Source organism: Rhodococcus sp. H-CA8f (assembly GCF_002501585.1).
GTDB classification, from domain to species: Bacteria; Actinomycetota; Actinomycetes; order Mycobacteriales; family Mycobacteriaceae; genus Rhodococcus_F; species Rhodococcus_F erythropolis.
Genome location: NZ_CP023720.1, coordinates 2,119,167 through 2,132,609, shown reverse-complemented (window position 1 = coordinate 2,132,609; position 13,443 = coordinate 2,119,167). Strand labels below are relative to the sequence as shown.

The window sequence follows — 13,443 nt, the reverse complement described above, 5'->3', positions numbered from 1 at the left end:
GTGGTCGCGTCGATGCTTCCAAGTGCGCTAGTTTCATGGTTATGAGTGAGATCCAGGGACAGCGCATCGCGTTCATTCAGGCGACGTGGCATCGCAACATCGTCGACCGTGCACGCGACGGATTCACCGACGCGATCGTCGAGCTCGGCTACCCCAAGGACACGGTTGATTTCTTCGAGGTACCGGGAGCCTTCGAGATCCCGCTGCACGCCCGGCGGTTGGCCAAGACCGGCCGCTACCAGGCGATCGTTGCCGCAGGTCTGGTCGTCGACGGCGGTATCTACCGGCATGACTTCGTGGCGACGGCTGTCATCGACGGTCTGATGCGCGTGCAGCTCGACACCGACGTTCCGGTCTTCTCGGTGGTCTTGACGCCGCATCACTTCCACGAGCACGCCGAGCACGTCGACTACTTCAGCACGCATTTCGTGAAGAAGGGCGCCGAGGCTGCTCGCGCGGTCGACGCCACCGTCAAGTCGTTGAAGGCCCTGCCAACCAGCTAGTCGTTACCCAAGTCTCGCTGAGTCGAATGCCATCGACTCAGCGAGATTTTTTGTGTCTATCGAGGGGTGTCGACTCTTGCCAGTGCGGAGGCGTTCGAGCCCTCGACTTCGCCGTAGCGGTCGACGCATTGCTGGAAAAAGTCCCGCATCTCGGTGACCACCTGGATGTGGCTGGTCAACGACTTCCCCAACGAATCTTCACCGCCGACGGCCTTCTTGGAGAATTTGGCGGCCAAGTCCTGCCCTGACTTCAGAGTTCCCATCCCTTTGACCTCTCTGAGGTCCGAAACAGATCGCAGCGCAGCATCTAACTCTTCCCTCAGAGCAGTGAAAGCCGCCGCGACTCTCGTTGCCGAGTCGAAATCTATCGCCAGCTGATCGAACCCCAATCCAGCCATCAAATCCATCCGATCCACTTCGGTGCAAACAACGCACTCTTCGACCTAACGTCGTATTCACGCGCTCTCCATCACCGCTACCGAGGCACGTAACCTTCGAGTGCCGTCGCGTAACTAGTTGCAAGATCGCACGTCGCGCCTTGCATTTCGGCGCTCCCCTTCTTCTCGACCACGATCCAAATCGAACCTTGCTTCGCTTCTACTGCGACGTAGCACTTGCCGATTTCATCGTCTGATACCCGGTGGTATCGAACGCCCGAGCGTGCATCCAACGCTATCTCCTGGAAACCGGTGTAGTCGGGATTCTCCTTAACCTCATCGATCGTGAACCGATTCGAGAAAAGGACTACGTAGTACCAAGATTCGGTCCACGAACAGATCTTCCAGCCGGGTTGTTCGATGCCCTCGATGTCAACTTCCTCGGTCGCCGGATCAAGCCCCACTTCTTCCAACACCGAGTCCGGAATGTCCTTGCATGGATCGAACAAACCCTCTTGGCCGGATGCAGGCTCAGCCGCCCCCTCCACGACTGAGCTGCATCCTGCCGCAGCCCACACCAACATCCCAGCCATGAGCAGTCGCCCAACCCCCACCGACCCCCGCATGGCACCCCCTGTTGATGTGGACCCACTCTATTGGATGCATCGGAGGCTCGATCGGTTCCCGCAATCTTGAAATTCCCAGGTCACGATCGCTGGTTCACTCAGAGCGCATCTCCAGCGATTGACGCTCAGCTCAGCAGTCGCATACTGGAGAGGTTGACTACGACTTCGGGAAGGCACCGAGTGAGCGCACCGAAAGCCCCGGCCAAACCAGCGATCCTCAGCGTCGACGACGATCCTGGTGTTTCGCGTGCCGTCGTTCGAGACCTCCGCAAGCGGTACGGAGAGAAGTACCGAATCATTCGTGCGGAGTCCGGCGACCAGGCTCTCGAGACCTTGCGCGAAATGAAACTTCGCGGCGATGCAGTCGCTGTGATCGTCGCCGATTACCGCATGCCCGGTTTGAGTGGAATCGAGTTCCTCGAACAGGCAATGGACCTGTATCCCGTAGCTCGTCGCGTTCTCCTCACCGCGTACGCCGATACTGATGCTGCGATCGACGCCATCAACGTAGTCGACCTCGACCACTACCTCCTCAAGCCGTGGGATCCGCCGGAAGAGAAGCTGTACCCCGTCATCGATGCGCTGCTCGATGCCTGGGCAAGCTCGAGTCATCACCCCGCCGAGGAAACAAAGGTGATCGGCCATCGTTGGTCCGAGCGATCATCCGACGTTCGAGAGTTCTTGGCACGCAACCAACTTGCCTATCGCTGGTACATGTCGGACGAGCCGGAAGGCCAACGACTGCTCTCGGCTGCCGGTACCGACGAACTGCGCCTTCCCGTCGTCATCGCACCCAATGGAGATGTACTCGTCGAGCCCACCGACGCCGAACTTGCCGACAAACTCGGGTTGAGTACCACTCTCTCCGAAGACTTTTACGATCTCGTTGTCATCGGCGGCGGCCCTGCGGGTCTAGGAGCTGCTCTGTACGGCGCTTCGGAGGGGCTTCGGACGGTCCTCATCGAACGGCGAGCGACAGGCGGTCAGGCCGGCCAGAGTTCGCGGATCGAGAACTACCTGGGCTTCCCCGACGGAGTCTCCGGCGCACAGTTGGCCGATCGGGCGAGGCGCCAGGCAACCAAGTTCGGCGCCGAAGTCATCACCGCGCGAGACGTCACCGGTTTGGAAATCAACGGCTCGGCCCGCACCGTGCGTTTCGACGACGGTTCGTCGGTCGACGCCCACTCGGTCATCTTGGCGACCGGTGTTTCCTATCGCCAACTTTCGGCGCCGGGGCTCGATACATACACTGGCCGAGGGGTCTACTACGGGTCAGCTGTCACCGAAGCCGCTCGGTGCAGCGAACAAGATGTATACATAGTCGGCGGCGCCAATTCGGCAGGCCAAGCTGCGGTCTATCTCTCCCGCGGAGCTAGGTCCGTCACCATTCTCATTCGCGGCAACTCGCTCGAAGCCTCGATGTCCTACTACCTGATTCAGCAGATCGAAAAGAATCCGAAGATCACCGTGCGCACGTGCACGGAGGTAATCGGCGCTGAGGGTGACGATCACCTCGAACGAATCACACTGCGTAACAGAGCCACCGGAGAAGAAGACACTGTCGATGCTCAGTGGTTGTTCATCTTCATCGGTGCCGCTCCCCTGACCGACTGGCTCGGAGACGTGGTGGTCCGCGACGGAAATGGCTTCGTTCTTGCCGGCCCGGACCTTCCGTCCGAAGGCGTCACACCGGACGGGTGGCCGCTCGACCGCGCACCACATCATCTCGAAACCAGTGTCCCCGGAGTGTTTGTCGCCGGGGACGTACACGCCGAATCGGCCAAGCGCGTCGCGTCGGCCGTCGGAGAGGGCGCGATGGCCGTGATGTTCGTCCACCGCTATCTCGCTCAACAATAGGGAGATTCGATGTCCATTCCTGAATGCAGCCCAGACTTGCTTCGCACCCTGTTCCTGTTCGAGAAGCTCACCGACGATCAGCTCGAATCACTGTGCCAGGCAGGCCATATCACCGAGATCGATCGAGGTCAGGTCTACCTCGAAGGTGAGCCTGCCACCTGCTTCTACGTCCTCATCGAGGGCGAGGTGGTGCTGTCCAAGCTGTCGGGCGGCGAAGACATCGAGATCAACAGGACCACCCAGCGCGGCGTCTACTCGGGAGGCTGGACGGCGTATCTCGGCGATCGTGTACCGCAGGTCTACGCGGGGTCGATGCGAGTGACGACGCCTTCGACGTTTTTCGTCCTGGACGCCGACAAATTCGGCAACGCGATGCGCGAGTGGTTTCCGATGGCGGTTCATCTGCTCGAAGGTGTTTTCTTCGGCAAGAAGAACACTCAGCAGATCATCGATCAGCGAGAGCGACTCCTTGCACTCGGATCACTGTCGGCCGGGTTGACTCACGAGCTCAATAACCCTGCAGCCGCGGCGGTTCGAGCGACAGCCTCTTTGCGCGAGCGTGTCGCAGGCATGCGTCACAAACTGGGAATGGTCGCGTCGGGCACCTACGACCGCGATGCCCTCGTCACTCTCATGCGACTTCAAGAGGAAGTTGCAGAGGTTGTCGCCAAGGCGCCGACGCTCACTCCCCTCGAAGCCTCGGATCGAGAGGATTCGTTGGGTGAATGGTTCGAGGATCATTCGATTCGAGAGGGTTGGGATCTGGCTCCGACCTTCGTGCAGGCTGGTCTCGACACCGCTTGGCTCGAGAATGTTGCTGCAGCCGTTGACGAGTCCGTACTCGAAGGCGCAATTCGCTGGCTGAATTACACCATCGAATCCGAACTCCTGATGAACGAGATCGCCGACTCCACAACGAGGATTTCGACTCTCGTCGGTGCAGCCAAACAGTATTCTCAGATGGACCGCGCACCCTTCCAGACCATCGATGTCCACGAACTACTTGACAGCACGTTGATCATGTTGGGGCAAAAGATCGGAAGCGGAATCGAAGTCGTCAAGGAATACGACCTCGCGCTGCCACCGATCGACGCCTACGCCGCCGAACTCAATCAGGTGTGGACCAACCTCATCGACAATGCGGTGTCTGCCATGGACGGATCGGGAACACTCACCGTTCGGACAAGCCGCGACGGTGACCGCGTGTGCATCGAGATCTGCGACACCGGCGCCGGGATTCCCGATGACGTCATCGACAGGATCTTCGAACCCTTCTTCACGACTAAGCCTGTCGGTGAGGGAACCGGTCTCGGCCTTGATATTTCGTGGCGAATTGTGGTCGGCAAGCATCGTGGTGAGCTGCGGGTCACGTCTGAGCCCGGTAACACCCGGTTCAGAGTTTTGTTGCCAATCGCGGGCCCACCGCGGGATACGCGCGACGACTAGTCGCCCTTGCACGGCCGGTAGGCAAAGCGCACGATGAAATGACCGACTTCAGTCAGCGAGAGGGTGGACCATGACCGACGGACTTCCAGCGGGGATCGATCCGAGCGTGCCGCCCAGTGGCGCGGGATGCGTTGAATGCGATGCGAGCGGCGGTTGGTGGGTGCACCTGCGTCGATGCGCGCGATGCGGTCACGTGGGGTGTTGCGACTCCTCACCGTCACAGCACGCGAGCAAGCATGCGGCCTCGACAAAGCATCCGTTCATGCAGAGCTACGAACCCGATGAGGATTGGTTCTGGAGCTTCGAAACCAACGAGGCGTACGACGGACCTGAATTGGCGGCGCCCACTTCACATCCCGTAGATCAGCCGACGCCGGGACCTAAGGGTCGTGTCCCAGCCGATTGGCAGCAACACATCCACTGACTCAGTTCGGTTGGTCGATCGACCTCAAAGTCGAGACGTTCGACGACTCCTGATCCAATGCGTTGTCGATGCAGGCTTGAAACTGAGCCTGCATTGCCTCCACGACCGCGATATGACTCGCCAACACATCGACGAGCGCGTCGTGGCCACCGACGGCCTTCTCCTCGAACTTAGCCTGTAGGGCCTGTGCGGATCCTAGGGTTCCAAACCCTGTCAATTGACCGAGTAGTGCGGCGGAGTTCAATGCTGCCTCGAACTGCGCGCGGAGTTCAGTGCAAGCCGCGATCAGCTCGCCGGCGGCTTTGGCATCGAGATACAAATTCGACATGTGACTCCTGTATTCGAGGGTGTAGCTGCAATCAGGACCGCTGTCACGGGAGCAATGGAATCACTGTCTCGGCGATTCGTTCCACCAGCGTGCACGGCGTCTCGGGGCGCGCCACACCGACCTTGGCGCCGACGCGGATCATCGCAGTGGATTGAGAGGTCGCGAAGGCGACGTTGCAAGCAGAATCTGTTTTGTCATTGCGTTCCTGGTATTTCAGAACTTCGCGCCCGGCGATTTGGGCTCGATGAAGGTCGCGCATGACTGGATTCTGTTCGACCTCTACGAGCGAATGATCGGTCGATGTCAGAGACAAGAAGTACCACTCACCGTTCCACGAGCAAATGTTGAAACCATCGATATGCGTGTCAACGATGTCAACCTCTTTTGTTGCCGGGTCAACTCCGACTTTCTCCAATTCCTCATTGCTGAGAACCTCACACGGATCAAACATCCCAATCACATCGACAGGGAAAGCCTCGCCCTCGACCGTCGAGGAACAACCCCCAACCAACAGCGCGGCCGCGACCAAGACCACTGCACCCCTCACTCCCACAGCACTCCCCCTCATTCGCTGCCCGGACACTCCAGCGACACTTCGCTGCCTCAATTTGGCAGGTCGACCGACCTCAAAGTCGACACGTTCGACGACTCCTGATCCAATGCGTTGTCGATGCAGGCTTGAAACTGAGCCTGCATTGCCTCCACGACCGCGATATGACTCGCCAACACATCGACGAGCGCATCGTGGCCACCGACGGCCTTCTCCTCGAACTTCGTCTGAAGCGCTCGACCTGATGCGAGCGTCCCTAAACCACCAACCCAACTCAGTTTCGCAGCAGCAACAGACAAATGCTCCAACGTCATTTGGTATTCGCCGCATGCCGTAACTAGCAATCGCGCCGTGTCCGGATCCAGCGAGAACGAAACCTCGGCCCCGGAGTCCTCATTTGAACTCATGCGTAGCACCACCTTCATCAAGCGAGCGATTCATCTGGGGAGCTCCGGGAAGAGTTTGTCGGTAATCGTCGAGGCGAGGCCACACGGGTCGATTGGCGTCTCACCGAAATCTGGGGCGATCCGAACGATCAGCACCCCCTGATTGGTCGTCCAAGCTACAGAGCAAATCTGTCCGGTCGCATCGTCACGCTGCCCGAATTTGATAGCAGGGCCGCCATGAACATTCGCAGCCCTTACATCGGCATTGTTGGTGTTCGCTTCGACTTCGTCGAGAGTGTGGTCAGTTGACCAGACGCTCAGCGAAATTCCCGTCCCATCCCATGAGCAGATTTCAAATCGTGGAATCTGAACTCCAAGAATCCCGCGTTCCTCAGTCGCCGGATCAACGCCGACATACCGCAAGGCGCTGTCGCTAATGCCGCTACAAGGGTCAAATAGCCCAACAGCCTCGTCGGCTCGTACTGCATGCCCCTCGACCGTCGAGGAACAACCCCCAACCAACAGCGCGGCCGCGACCAAGACCACTGCACCCCTCACTCCCACAGCACTCCCCCTCGTTCGCGACCCGCTCACAGTATTGGACGCTCCCCAGCACCGATCGGTTCCACCCCATTGCATTCCGTTGCAACCCTTCACCCACGCCAACAATCGGCCTAACGTCGATCTACCAGGGGATTCACAACGAAGTGAGGTGCGGATCAATGAAGGCAGCACGGTTCCACGGGCAGAAAGACATCCGGATCGAAGAGATCCCTGAGCCCGAATTGCGGCCAGGAACAGTCAAGCTGAAGGTCGCATGGTGCGGAATCTGCGGCACCGATCTCCACGAGTACCTCGAGGGACCGATCTTCATCTCCGCACCCGGACACCCGCATCCTCTCTCACACGAGAATGCGCCGGTCACGATGGGCCACGAGTTCTCCGGCACCGTCGAAGAGGTCGGCGAAGGTGTCACGGACGTCGAGGTCGGTGAAAATGTTGTCGTCGAGCCGTACTTCGTCTGCAACGAGTGCGCCCCGTGCAAGGCGGGCAACTACCACCTGTGTACGAAGATGGGGTTCATCGGCTTGGCTGGCGGAGGTGGCGGGCTCAGCGAGAAGGTTGTCGTCGACCGTCGCTGGATCCACAAGATCGGCAACATCCCGCTCGACGAGGCAGCTCTCATCGAACCGTTGAGCGTCGCCCATCACGCAGTCGTACGCAGTGGAGCCGAAAGCGGCAACGTCGCCATCGTGGGCGGAGCTGGACCGATCGGACTCCTCGTTGCGGCAGTTCTCAAGGGTCTGGGTGTCACGACAATCGTCACCGAACTCAGCGAAGCCCGCAAGGCCAAGGCCCTCTCCAGTGGAGTCGCCGACTACGTCATCGATCCCACCACCGAAGACGTCAAGGCGCGCGTCCTCGAACTCAGCGGAGGCATCGGCGCAGACATCGGCTTCGAGTGCGCAGGCGTCAACGCGGTCCTCGACACCATGCTCGACACGGTCCGGCCTGCTGGAGTTGTTGTCAACGTATCGATTTGGGGCAAGCCCGCGACCATCGACATGCAGAAGCTGGTCCTCAAGGAAATCGACCTACGCGGAACCATCGCGTACGTACGCGACCATGAAGCGGTCATCAAGATGGTCCAGGACGGTGTCGTCGATCTGGCGCCATTCATCACCGGTCGCATTCAGCTCGAAGAGTTGATCTCCGAAGGATTCACCACTCTGATCGAGCACAACGACACTGCGGTCAAGATTCTCGTCAGGTCGTAACCGGACGGGGCACCTCCGGGCCCACCGCAGTCAGCGACCCAGGTGCCCGCCCTTTGCCCCATCCGATCTTCTCTCGGTAGCGGCCGATGTGATCGTCCTCGATCACATCGGCCGTTTCCAACGGCGTGGATTGCGGATGCACATACAGCGCATCCGTCGGGCAATATGCCTCACACATGAAGCAGGTCTGGCAATCCGATTGGCGCGCAATCACCGGGACGCCCGACGGCGTCCGATCGAAAACATCTGTAGGACAAACATCTACGCACTTGTCGCAGCCGATGCAGTCAGGCGCGGACACCAGCTCGATCATGACGCCACCAGTGCAGACCCGACAGATTCAGAAGTCCGGGTCCACACCGAATCCAAACCGCCGGTGAGGACGTGATGGTGCTGCGTCACATCGAGTTCGGGATAATCGTCCCGCTTGCTCATTCCCCGAGTCTCGGTCCGCGCCAACGTCGAGTGGTACATCCAGCGACCGACGGCCGTGATCGCGGCAGCCTGCCGCGCCGCCATCCGACCTGCTGGGTCCGCGCCCAGATCCGCACTCACTGCACCCCAGAGCGATTCGAGCTCACCGAGCGCTGCGGATACTCGATCACCGCTGCGGAGGTAGTTCTTGTCGAAGGGAATCAGCTGCGCCTGAGCAGCTTTCACCACATCGTCGGCAGCAAACCCGGTTCGTACCGGATTACGCAATCCGACGGTTCCGGCTCCGCGAAGACCACTGGTAGACCCACGTCCGACCGACAGCGCATAGCGCGCAGCACCGGTTCCTGCCCATGAACCAGAAGACATCGCCCACGCGGCGTTGTGACTTCCCCCGCCGGTAAACCCTCCGCAGATTCGCTCTCGGGTCGCAGCGTCCCCGGCGGCAAACAGACCTGGAACGGATGACGCGCAATCGTCATCGACGACGTTGATTCCCCCAGTGCCGCGCACCGTGCCTTCAGCGAGCATGCCGACCTCGAATTTGTCGGTGAAGGGATCGATTCCGCGGCGATCGAATTGCAGGAAGAAGTTGGGTTGCCCCAGCCTCATTCGACGCTGCACCTCAGCGTCGGCCCGATCGATCTGCGCGAAGACCGGCTCGTTCCGCAACGTGCTGGCGATGACGGACCTCCCCTTCGCCGAACCGGCACCTTCGAGCACGCTTCCGTCTGCGTGAAAGAACGTCGCGTACGCGTAGTAGGCAGTTTTGGTGATCGTCGATCCGGCCGCCGCGATCCCGTACGCGTTCGAGAACTCCATGCCGGAGAACTCCACTCCGACTTCGGCTGCCATCAATGCACCGTCACCGGTATCGACATTGGTGCCCAGCGCACCGGACAGAAACGCACAACCTCCGCTGGCGACCACTACCGCGCCTGCCGAGACGCGGTAGTCCTGATGTTCGTGACGCTGGTATCCGGCGACTCCGCGAACTCGGCCCTCGCCGTCCACCAACAACTCCAGTGCCGGCGAATGGTCGAGGATCCGCACCCCGGCTCGACGAATCCAGGTGCGCATCCGTCGCATGTATTCAGGTCCCTGCAAGCCGGTACGTATCTGCTTGCCCGTGCTGGGGTCGACGGGGAACGGATATCTACCCTCCACCGCGAGGAGATCCATGTTGGAGTAGGTCTGCTCGAGGACGCGGTCCATCCAATGGTGGTCGGCCAGATATCCGCCGAGCGCCTCACGACCGGCCTTTGCCCGCTCGCGGGCAGTCGTATCCGGCTCGACATACCAAACACCCGTTCCGGATGGGGCCGTCGCGCCACTCGTTCCGCAGTATCCCTTGTCGACCAGGACGACGTCTGCACCGGCCTTGGCCGCACGCAACGCCGCCCACGCGCCGGCGGGGCCACCACCGATCACCAATACATCGGTGGAGAGTTCGAGGACGTCCGTCACTGGCCAGCTCCTGTCAGAGGTCTACGCAACACTCCTGTTGCCGCAATATTCCTCGAACGAACTACCCAGCGCCACAGTCAGAATCACTGTGAACTCAACCAGTCACCGCCGCATCGGCAGAGCGCTACGACGCTTCCCTCTCCTCATCGATGCACAACGCGGAGTACTTGGCGAAGGCTTCCTGCAAGGTCAGCGATTTGCGTCGCTCGGTGATGTCGCGGGGCTTTCCCTGCGCAACACATCGACGAGCATGCTCGATCACAGCTTCACGTATGACGCTGGAAATGTCCGCGCCCGTGAGCTCTTGGAGGGTCTCTAGGGCCCTCAGTTCCTCTACGTCGAATCTCACCGTTACCGATCGTCTAGCCACGCTCAGGATGTTACTAGCGGGTACACCAAGATTGGTGAGTTACATATGCGTCTAGTCGAATATCTTTGGGCGCCAAAACCTTCGAATTCCGATCTACGTGGGTAAATCGTTTTCCACTCACGGCACTCATGTAATGCAACGCACACGGCGCTAGCCAGCGTGCCGACGGACACTGTCGCTGTCTATGCTTGCGAAACACTGCCTTCGATCGGAGATATACCGCGTGAGCATCGACCACATCGTTTCCGCAGTCGACGGCGATGCTGCCGAGCGAATCAAAACGGCCCTGGCCGAGATAGCCGCCACCTCGACGGACACGACCACGCTGGTGTTCGACGGTGTCCGGATCGAGATTCCACCGTCGGTCGGCGACGCCGTCGTACAGCTCCTGACCTACCTCGCGGCCGGCGACAGCGTCGCTCTCGGGCCCGTCGCAGAGCTCCTCACCACCTCACAGGCAGCAGAGATCCTCGGCGTTTCGGACACGTATGTACGCAAACTCGCCGACGCCGGGAAACTCCCGATCGAACTACGAGGCACCCACCGCAGGTTCCGCCTCGATGACGTGATGGCTTACCGCGAGCAGTTCCCCAAACGCGCCTAGCTCTTTGCGTACATTCCTTCGATCTCCTTCGAGAACCGATCGACGACGACATTGCGCTTGATTTTGAGCGTCGCTGTCATCTCACCGTCTTCCTCGGTCAGATCGCGATCGAGAATGACGAACTTCTTGATCGACTCCGCATGCGAGACAGCAGCATTGGCGTCGTCGACAGCCTTCTGCAGCTCCGCTCGAAGGTCCTTGTCGTCACGTAGTTCGGCGACGGTCGCGCCAGAAGGCTTACCGTTCTCCGCCTTCCACTTCTCGAACACCTCGGGGTCGACGGTCAGCAGCGCCGTGATGTAGGTCTTCCCGTCGCCGACGACGACTGCCTGCGAGACGATGGAATGCGAACGGATACGGTCTTCCATCGGGCCGGGCGAGACGTTCTTGCCACCCGCCGTCACCAGAAGATCCTTCTTGCGTCCGGTGATGGAAAGGTAACCGTCGCTGTCGAGTTCACCGAGATCACCGGTTCGCATCCAGCCGTTGACGAATGTCTCTTCGGTGGCCTTGTCGTTCTTCCAGTATCCCTTGAAGACGACTCCACCGTTGAGTTCGATCTCGCCATCCTCGGCGATGCGAACCCCGTTGCCGCCCATCGGCTGTCCGACGGTTCCGATCTTCTGAGCACCCGGCACGTTGACGCAGTGCGCCGCAGTGGTTTCGGTGAGGCCATAGCCTTCGTAGATCGGAACTCCGAGCCCACGGAAGAAGTGTCCCAACTCAGGAGTGAGGGCGCCGCCGCCGGAGATCGCGAACCAGCACTCGCCGCCGAGAGCCTCACGAAGCTTCGAATACACGAGCTTGTCTGCCACTGCGTGCTTCGCCTTCAAGATCAGCGAGGGACCGCCCTTGTCGAGAGCTTGGCTGTACTCCTTGGCGGTGGCTTCGGCGAAGGCGAAGATCGCGCTGGGGATCTTTCCACCGGATTCCGCCTTGCGTGCTGCGCCGTCACGAACTTTTTCGAAGACACGCGGAACACCGAGGATGGTGTTGGGCTTGTACCGCTCGAATTGAGTTGTAATGGTGGCAAAGTCGGACCAGTGGGCCTGCGACGCACCAGCTTCGAACGTCGCGAGGGACACCGCGCGGGCCAGTACGTGAGCGAGCGGCAGGAAGGTCAGGACTCGGTTTCCCGGAACCGCCACCTTGCCGATCGATGCCGTGAGAATCCCGCGCACCTCGGACAGGAAGTTGCGGTGCGTGAGGATGCATCCCTTGGGACGACCTGTCGTGCCGGAGGTGTAGACGAGTGACGCAAGATCGTCGGCCTTGATGCCCGCGAGCCGCTTCTTCAGCTCGGTGTCGTCAACGTCGGCACCCTGTGCGGTCAGCTTTTCGACTGCTCCGTCGTCGATCTGCATGACGGCCTTGAGAGAGCTTGGCGCGTCCTGGAACAGCTGCTCGTGCGCGCCGGTTTCGACGATCGCGATGACGGCCTCGGAGTCTTCGAGGATCCAGCTGACCTGCCCCTGAGACGACGAGTCGTAGATCGGGACGGTAGCGGCGCCGGCCGCCCAGATGGCGAAGTCGAAGAGCGTCCACTCGTATCGGGTCGCGGAGAGCAGTGCGACGCGGTCGCCTGCCTGCACGCCAGCGGCAATGAGACCGTTTGCGACGCCGGTGACCTGCTCGGCGAACTCCTTGGCTGTGACGTCTACCCAACCCTCTCCCTTGGGGCGGGAGAACACCGTCAGATCTGGCGTGCGCTCGGCGTGAGTGAAGACGGTGTGCACCACAGACTCGTTGTCGGAGATGGTGAACTGGGCTTTGGCGCTGTACTCACTCACAGGGTGTCATCTCCGTTGGTCTGCGATTCGATGCTGATTCTGAAGCGGTGGAGTGCGCGGGCGAAGTCTGCGACCTCGGACTCGGTCCAATCGTGCAGCCTGCCGGCGACTTGGTCGAGCCGACGCGCGTCTGCGGCGTCGAGGTATTTGCGGCCAGCCTCCGTGAGGTGCAGCGGATTGCCCTGACGAACGGATCCCGGATCGGCATACACCCAGCCAGCCTCGATGCACCCGCGCACTTGGCGCGAGATGGTCGAACGATTGACGCCGAAGACTTCGGAGATCTCCGTGGCCTTACAGCCGTCGTTGCGGCCGATGAAGGAGAGGAAGGAATGCTGCGCGATCGACGGGTGGTCATCGGAATGCCGATCCCCCGTCATCAGCTGCCGCGTGAGGTGCACCAGCTCGTCATGAACAGCTGGTGGACCGGTGAGCGCCATTGCTCCGTCGTGTTGCACTGAGCAACTATAACGCCGACCCCTGTATCCGACGCAATATGACCGCC

Annotated in this window: 17 protein-coding genes; 6 read left to right on the top strand and 11 right to left on the bottom strand. The window is 60.5% G+C overall.

What is annotated here, in order from left to right; all coding sequences use genetic code 11:
• The first annotated feature begins 41 nt into the window (after positions 1-41).
• On the top strand, positions 42-503 hold the full coding sequence (locus CPI83_RS10155; protein WP_003941401.1) for a 6,7-dimethyl-8-ribityllumazine synthase: 462 nt from the start codon (positions 42-44) through the stop codon (positions 501-503).
• Positions 504-559: 56 nt separating this feature from the next.
• On the opposite strand, the gene CPI83_RS10150 is transcribed toward CPI83_RS10155, so the two are convergent.
• Positions 560-766 (bottom strand): hypothetical protein, encoded by a 207-nt coding sequence (locus CPI83_RS10150; RefSeq protein ID WP_232816909.1) that lies wholly within the window; start codon positions 764-766, stop codon positions 560-562.
• Between the two features lie 212 nt (positions 767-978).
• Complete coding sequence (locus CPI83_RS10145) at positions 979-1,506, bottom strand: DUF3558 domain-containing protein (RefSeq protein ID WP_232816908.1); 528 nt, start codon at positions 1,504-1,506, stop codon at positions 979-981.
• 180 nt (positions 1,507-1,686) lie between these two features.
• On the opposite strand from CPI83_RS10145, the gene CPI83_RS10140 reads away from it, so the two are divergent.
• The 3 genes from CPI83_RS10140 to CPI83_RS10130 all read left to right on the top strand — a co-directional run bounded on the left by CPI83_RS10140 (position 1,687) and on the right by CPI83_RS10130 (position 5,233).
• Complete coding sequence (locus CPI83_RS10140) at positions 1,687-3,363, top strand: FAD-dependent oxidoreductase (RefSeq protein ID WP_021334150.1); 1,677 nt, start codon at positions 1,687-1,689, stop codon at positions 3,361-3,363.
• A 9-nt stretch (positions 3,364-3,372) separates the two neighbouring features.
• The gene (locus tag CPI83_RS10135; protein WP_003941311.1) at positions 3,373-4,809 is read left to right on the top strand and encodes an ATP-binding protein; all 1,437 of its coding nucleotides are present in this window, start codon (positions 3,373-3,375) and stop codon (positions 4,807-4,809) included.
• A 70-nt stretch (positions 4,810-4,879) separates the two neighbouring features.
• A complete protein-coding gene (locus CPI83_RS10130; RefSeq protein WP_097387165.1) occupies positions 4,880-5,233 on the top strand; it encodes a UBP-type zinc finger domain-containing protein in 354 nt (117 codons plus the stop codon).
• A 1-nt stretch (position 5,234) separates the two neighbouring features.
• On the opposite strand, the gene CPI83_RS10125 is transcribed toward CPI83_RS10130, so the two are convergent.
• The 4 genes from CPI83_RS10125 to CPI83_RS10110 all read right to left on the bottom strand — a co-directional run bounded on the left by CPI83_RS10125 (position 5,235) and on the right by CPI83_RS10110 (position 7,043).
• Positions 5,235-5,561: a hypothetical protein gene (locus CPI83_RS10125; RefSeq protein WP_097387164.1), complete on the bottom strand. Its 327-nt coding sequence runs from the start codon at positions 5,559-5,561 to the stop codon at positions 5,235-5,237.
• A 43-nt stretch (positions 5,562-5,604) separates the two neighbouring features.
• Positions 5,605-6,096: a DUF3558 domain-containing protein gene (locus tag CPI83_RS10120; RefSeq protein WP_230091180.1), complete on the bottom strand. Its 492-nt coding sequence runs from the start codon at positions 6,094-6,096 to the stop codon at positions 5,605-5,607.
• Between the two features lie 68 nt (positions 6,097-6,164).
• Positions 6,165-6,518, bottom strand: a complete 354-nt coding sequence (locus CPI83_RS31190; RefSeq protein ID WP_232816907.1) for a hypothetical protein — start codon at positions 6,516-6,518, stop codon at positions 6,165-6,167.
• A gap of 30 nt (positions 6,519-6,548) precedes the next feature.
• Positions 6,549-7,043, bottom strand: coding sequence for a DUF3558 domain-containing protein (locus CPI83_RS10110; protein WP_065455820.1), 495 nt, complete (start codon positions 7,041-7,043; stop codon positions 6,549-6,551).
• Positions 7,044-7,219: 176 nt separating this feature from the next.
• On the opposite strand from CPI83_RS10110, the gene CPI83_RS10105 reads away from it, so the two are divergent.
• Positions 7,220-8,275, top strand: coding sequence for a 2,3-butanediol dehydrogenase (locus CPI83_RS10105; protein WP_003941279.1), 1,056 nt, complete (start codon positions 7,220-7,222; stop codon positions 8,273-8,275).
• On the opposite strand, the gene CPI83_RS10100 is transcribed toward CPI83_RS10105, so the two are convergent.
• From CPI83_RS10100 to CPI83_RS10090, 3 genes are all read right to left on the bottom strand, one after another.
• The gene (locus CPI83_RS10100; protein WP_007726052.1) at positions 8,265-8,588 is read right to left on the bottom strand and encodes a ferredoxin family protein; all 324 of its coding nucleotides are present in this window, start codon (positions 8,586-8,588) and stop codon (positions 8,265-8,267) included. The two genes, CPI83_RS10105 and CPI83_RS10100, sit on opposite strands and share 11 nt — an antisense overlap.
• A complete protein-coding gene (locus CPI83_RS10095; RefSeq protein ID WP_097387162.1) occupies positions 8,585-10,174 on the bottom strand; it encodes an FAD-binding protein in 1,590 nt (529 codons plus the stop codon). The genes CPI83_RS10100 and CPI83_RS10095 overlap by 4 nt, the downstream gene beginning before the upstream one ends.
• A gap of 124 nt (positions 10,175-10,298) precedes the next feature.
• Positions 10,299-10,544 (bottom strand): hypothetical protein, encoded by a 246-nt coding sequence (locus CPI83_RS10090; RefSeq protein ID WP_232816906.1) that lies wholly within the window; start codon positions 10,542-10,544, stop codon positions 10,299-10,301.
• Between the two features lie 223 nt (positions 10,545-10,767).
• On the opposite strand from CPI83_RS10090, the gene CPI83_RS10085 reads away from it, so the two are divergent.
• Complete coding sequence (locus CPI83_RS10085; protein WP_097387160.1) at positions 10,768-11,148, top strand: helix-turn-helix domain-containing protein; 381 nt, start codon at positions 10,768-10,770, stop codon at positions 11,146-11,148.
• Here the strand turns inward: CPI83_RS10085 and CPI83_RS10080 are convergent.
• Positions 11,145-12,938 (bottom strand): long-chain fatty acid--CoA ligase, encoded by a 1,794-nt coding sequence (locus CPI83_RS10080; protein WP_097387159.1) that lies wholly within the window; start codon positions 12,936-12,938, stop codon positions 11,145-11,147. The genes CPI83_RS10085 and CPI83_RS10080 overlap by 4 nt on opposite strands.
• A complete protein-coding gene (locus CPI83_RS10075; RefSeq protein ID WP_007726042.1) occupies positions 12,935-13,378 on the bottom strand; it encodes a MarR family winged helix-turn-helix transcriptional regulator in 444 nt (147 codons plus the stop codon). Before CPI83_RS10075 ends, CPI83_RS10080 begins: the two co-directional genes overlap by 4 nt.
• Positions 13,379-13,443 lie beyond the last annotated feature (65 nt).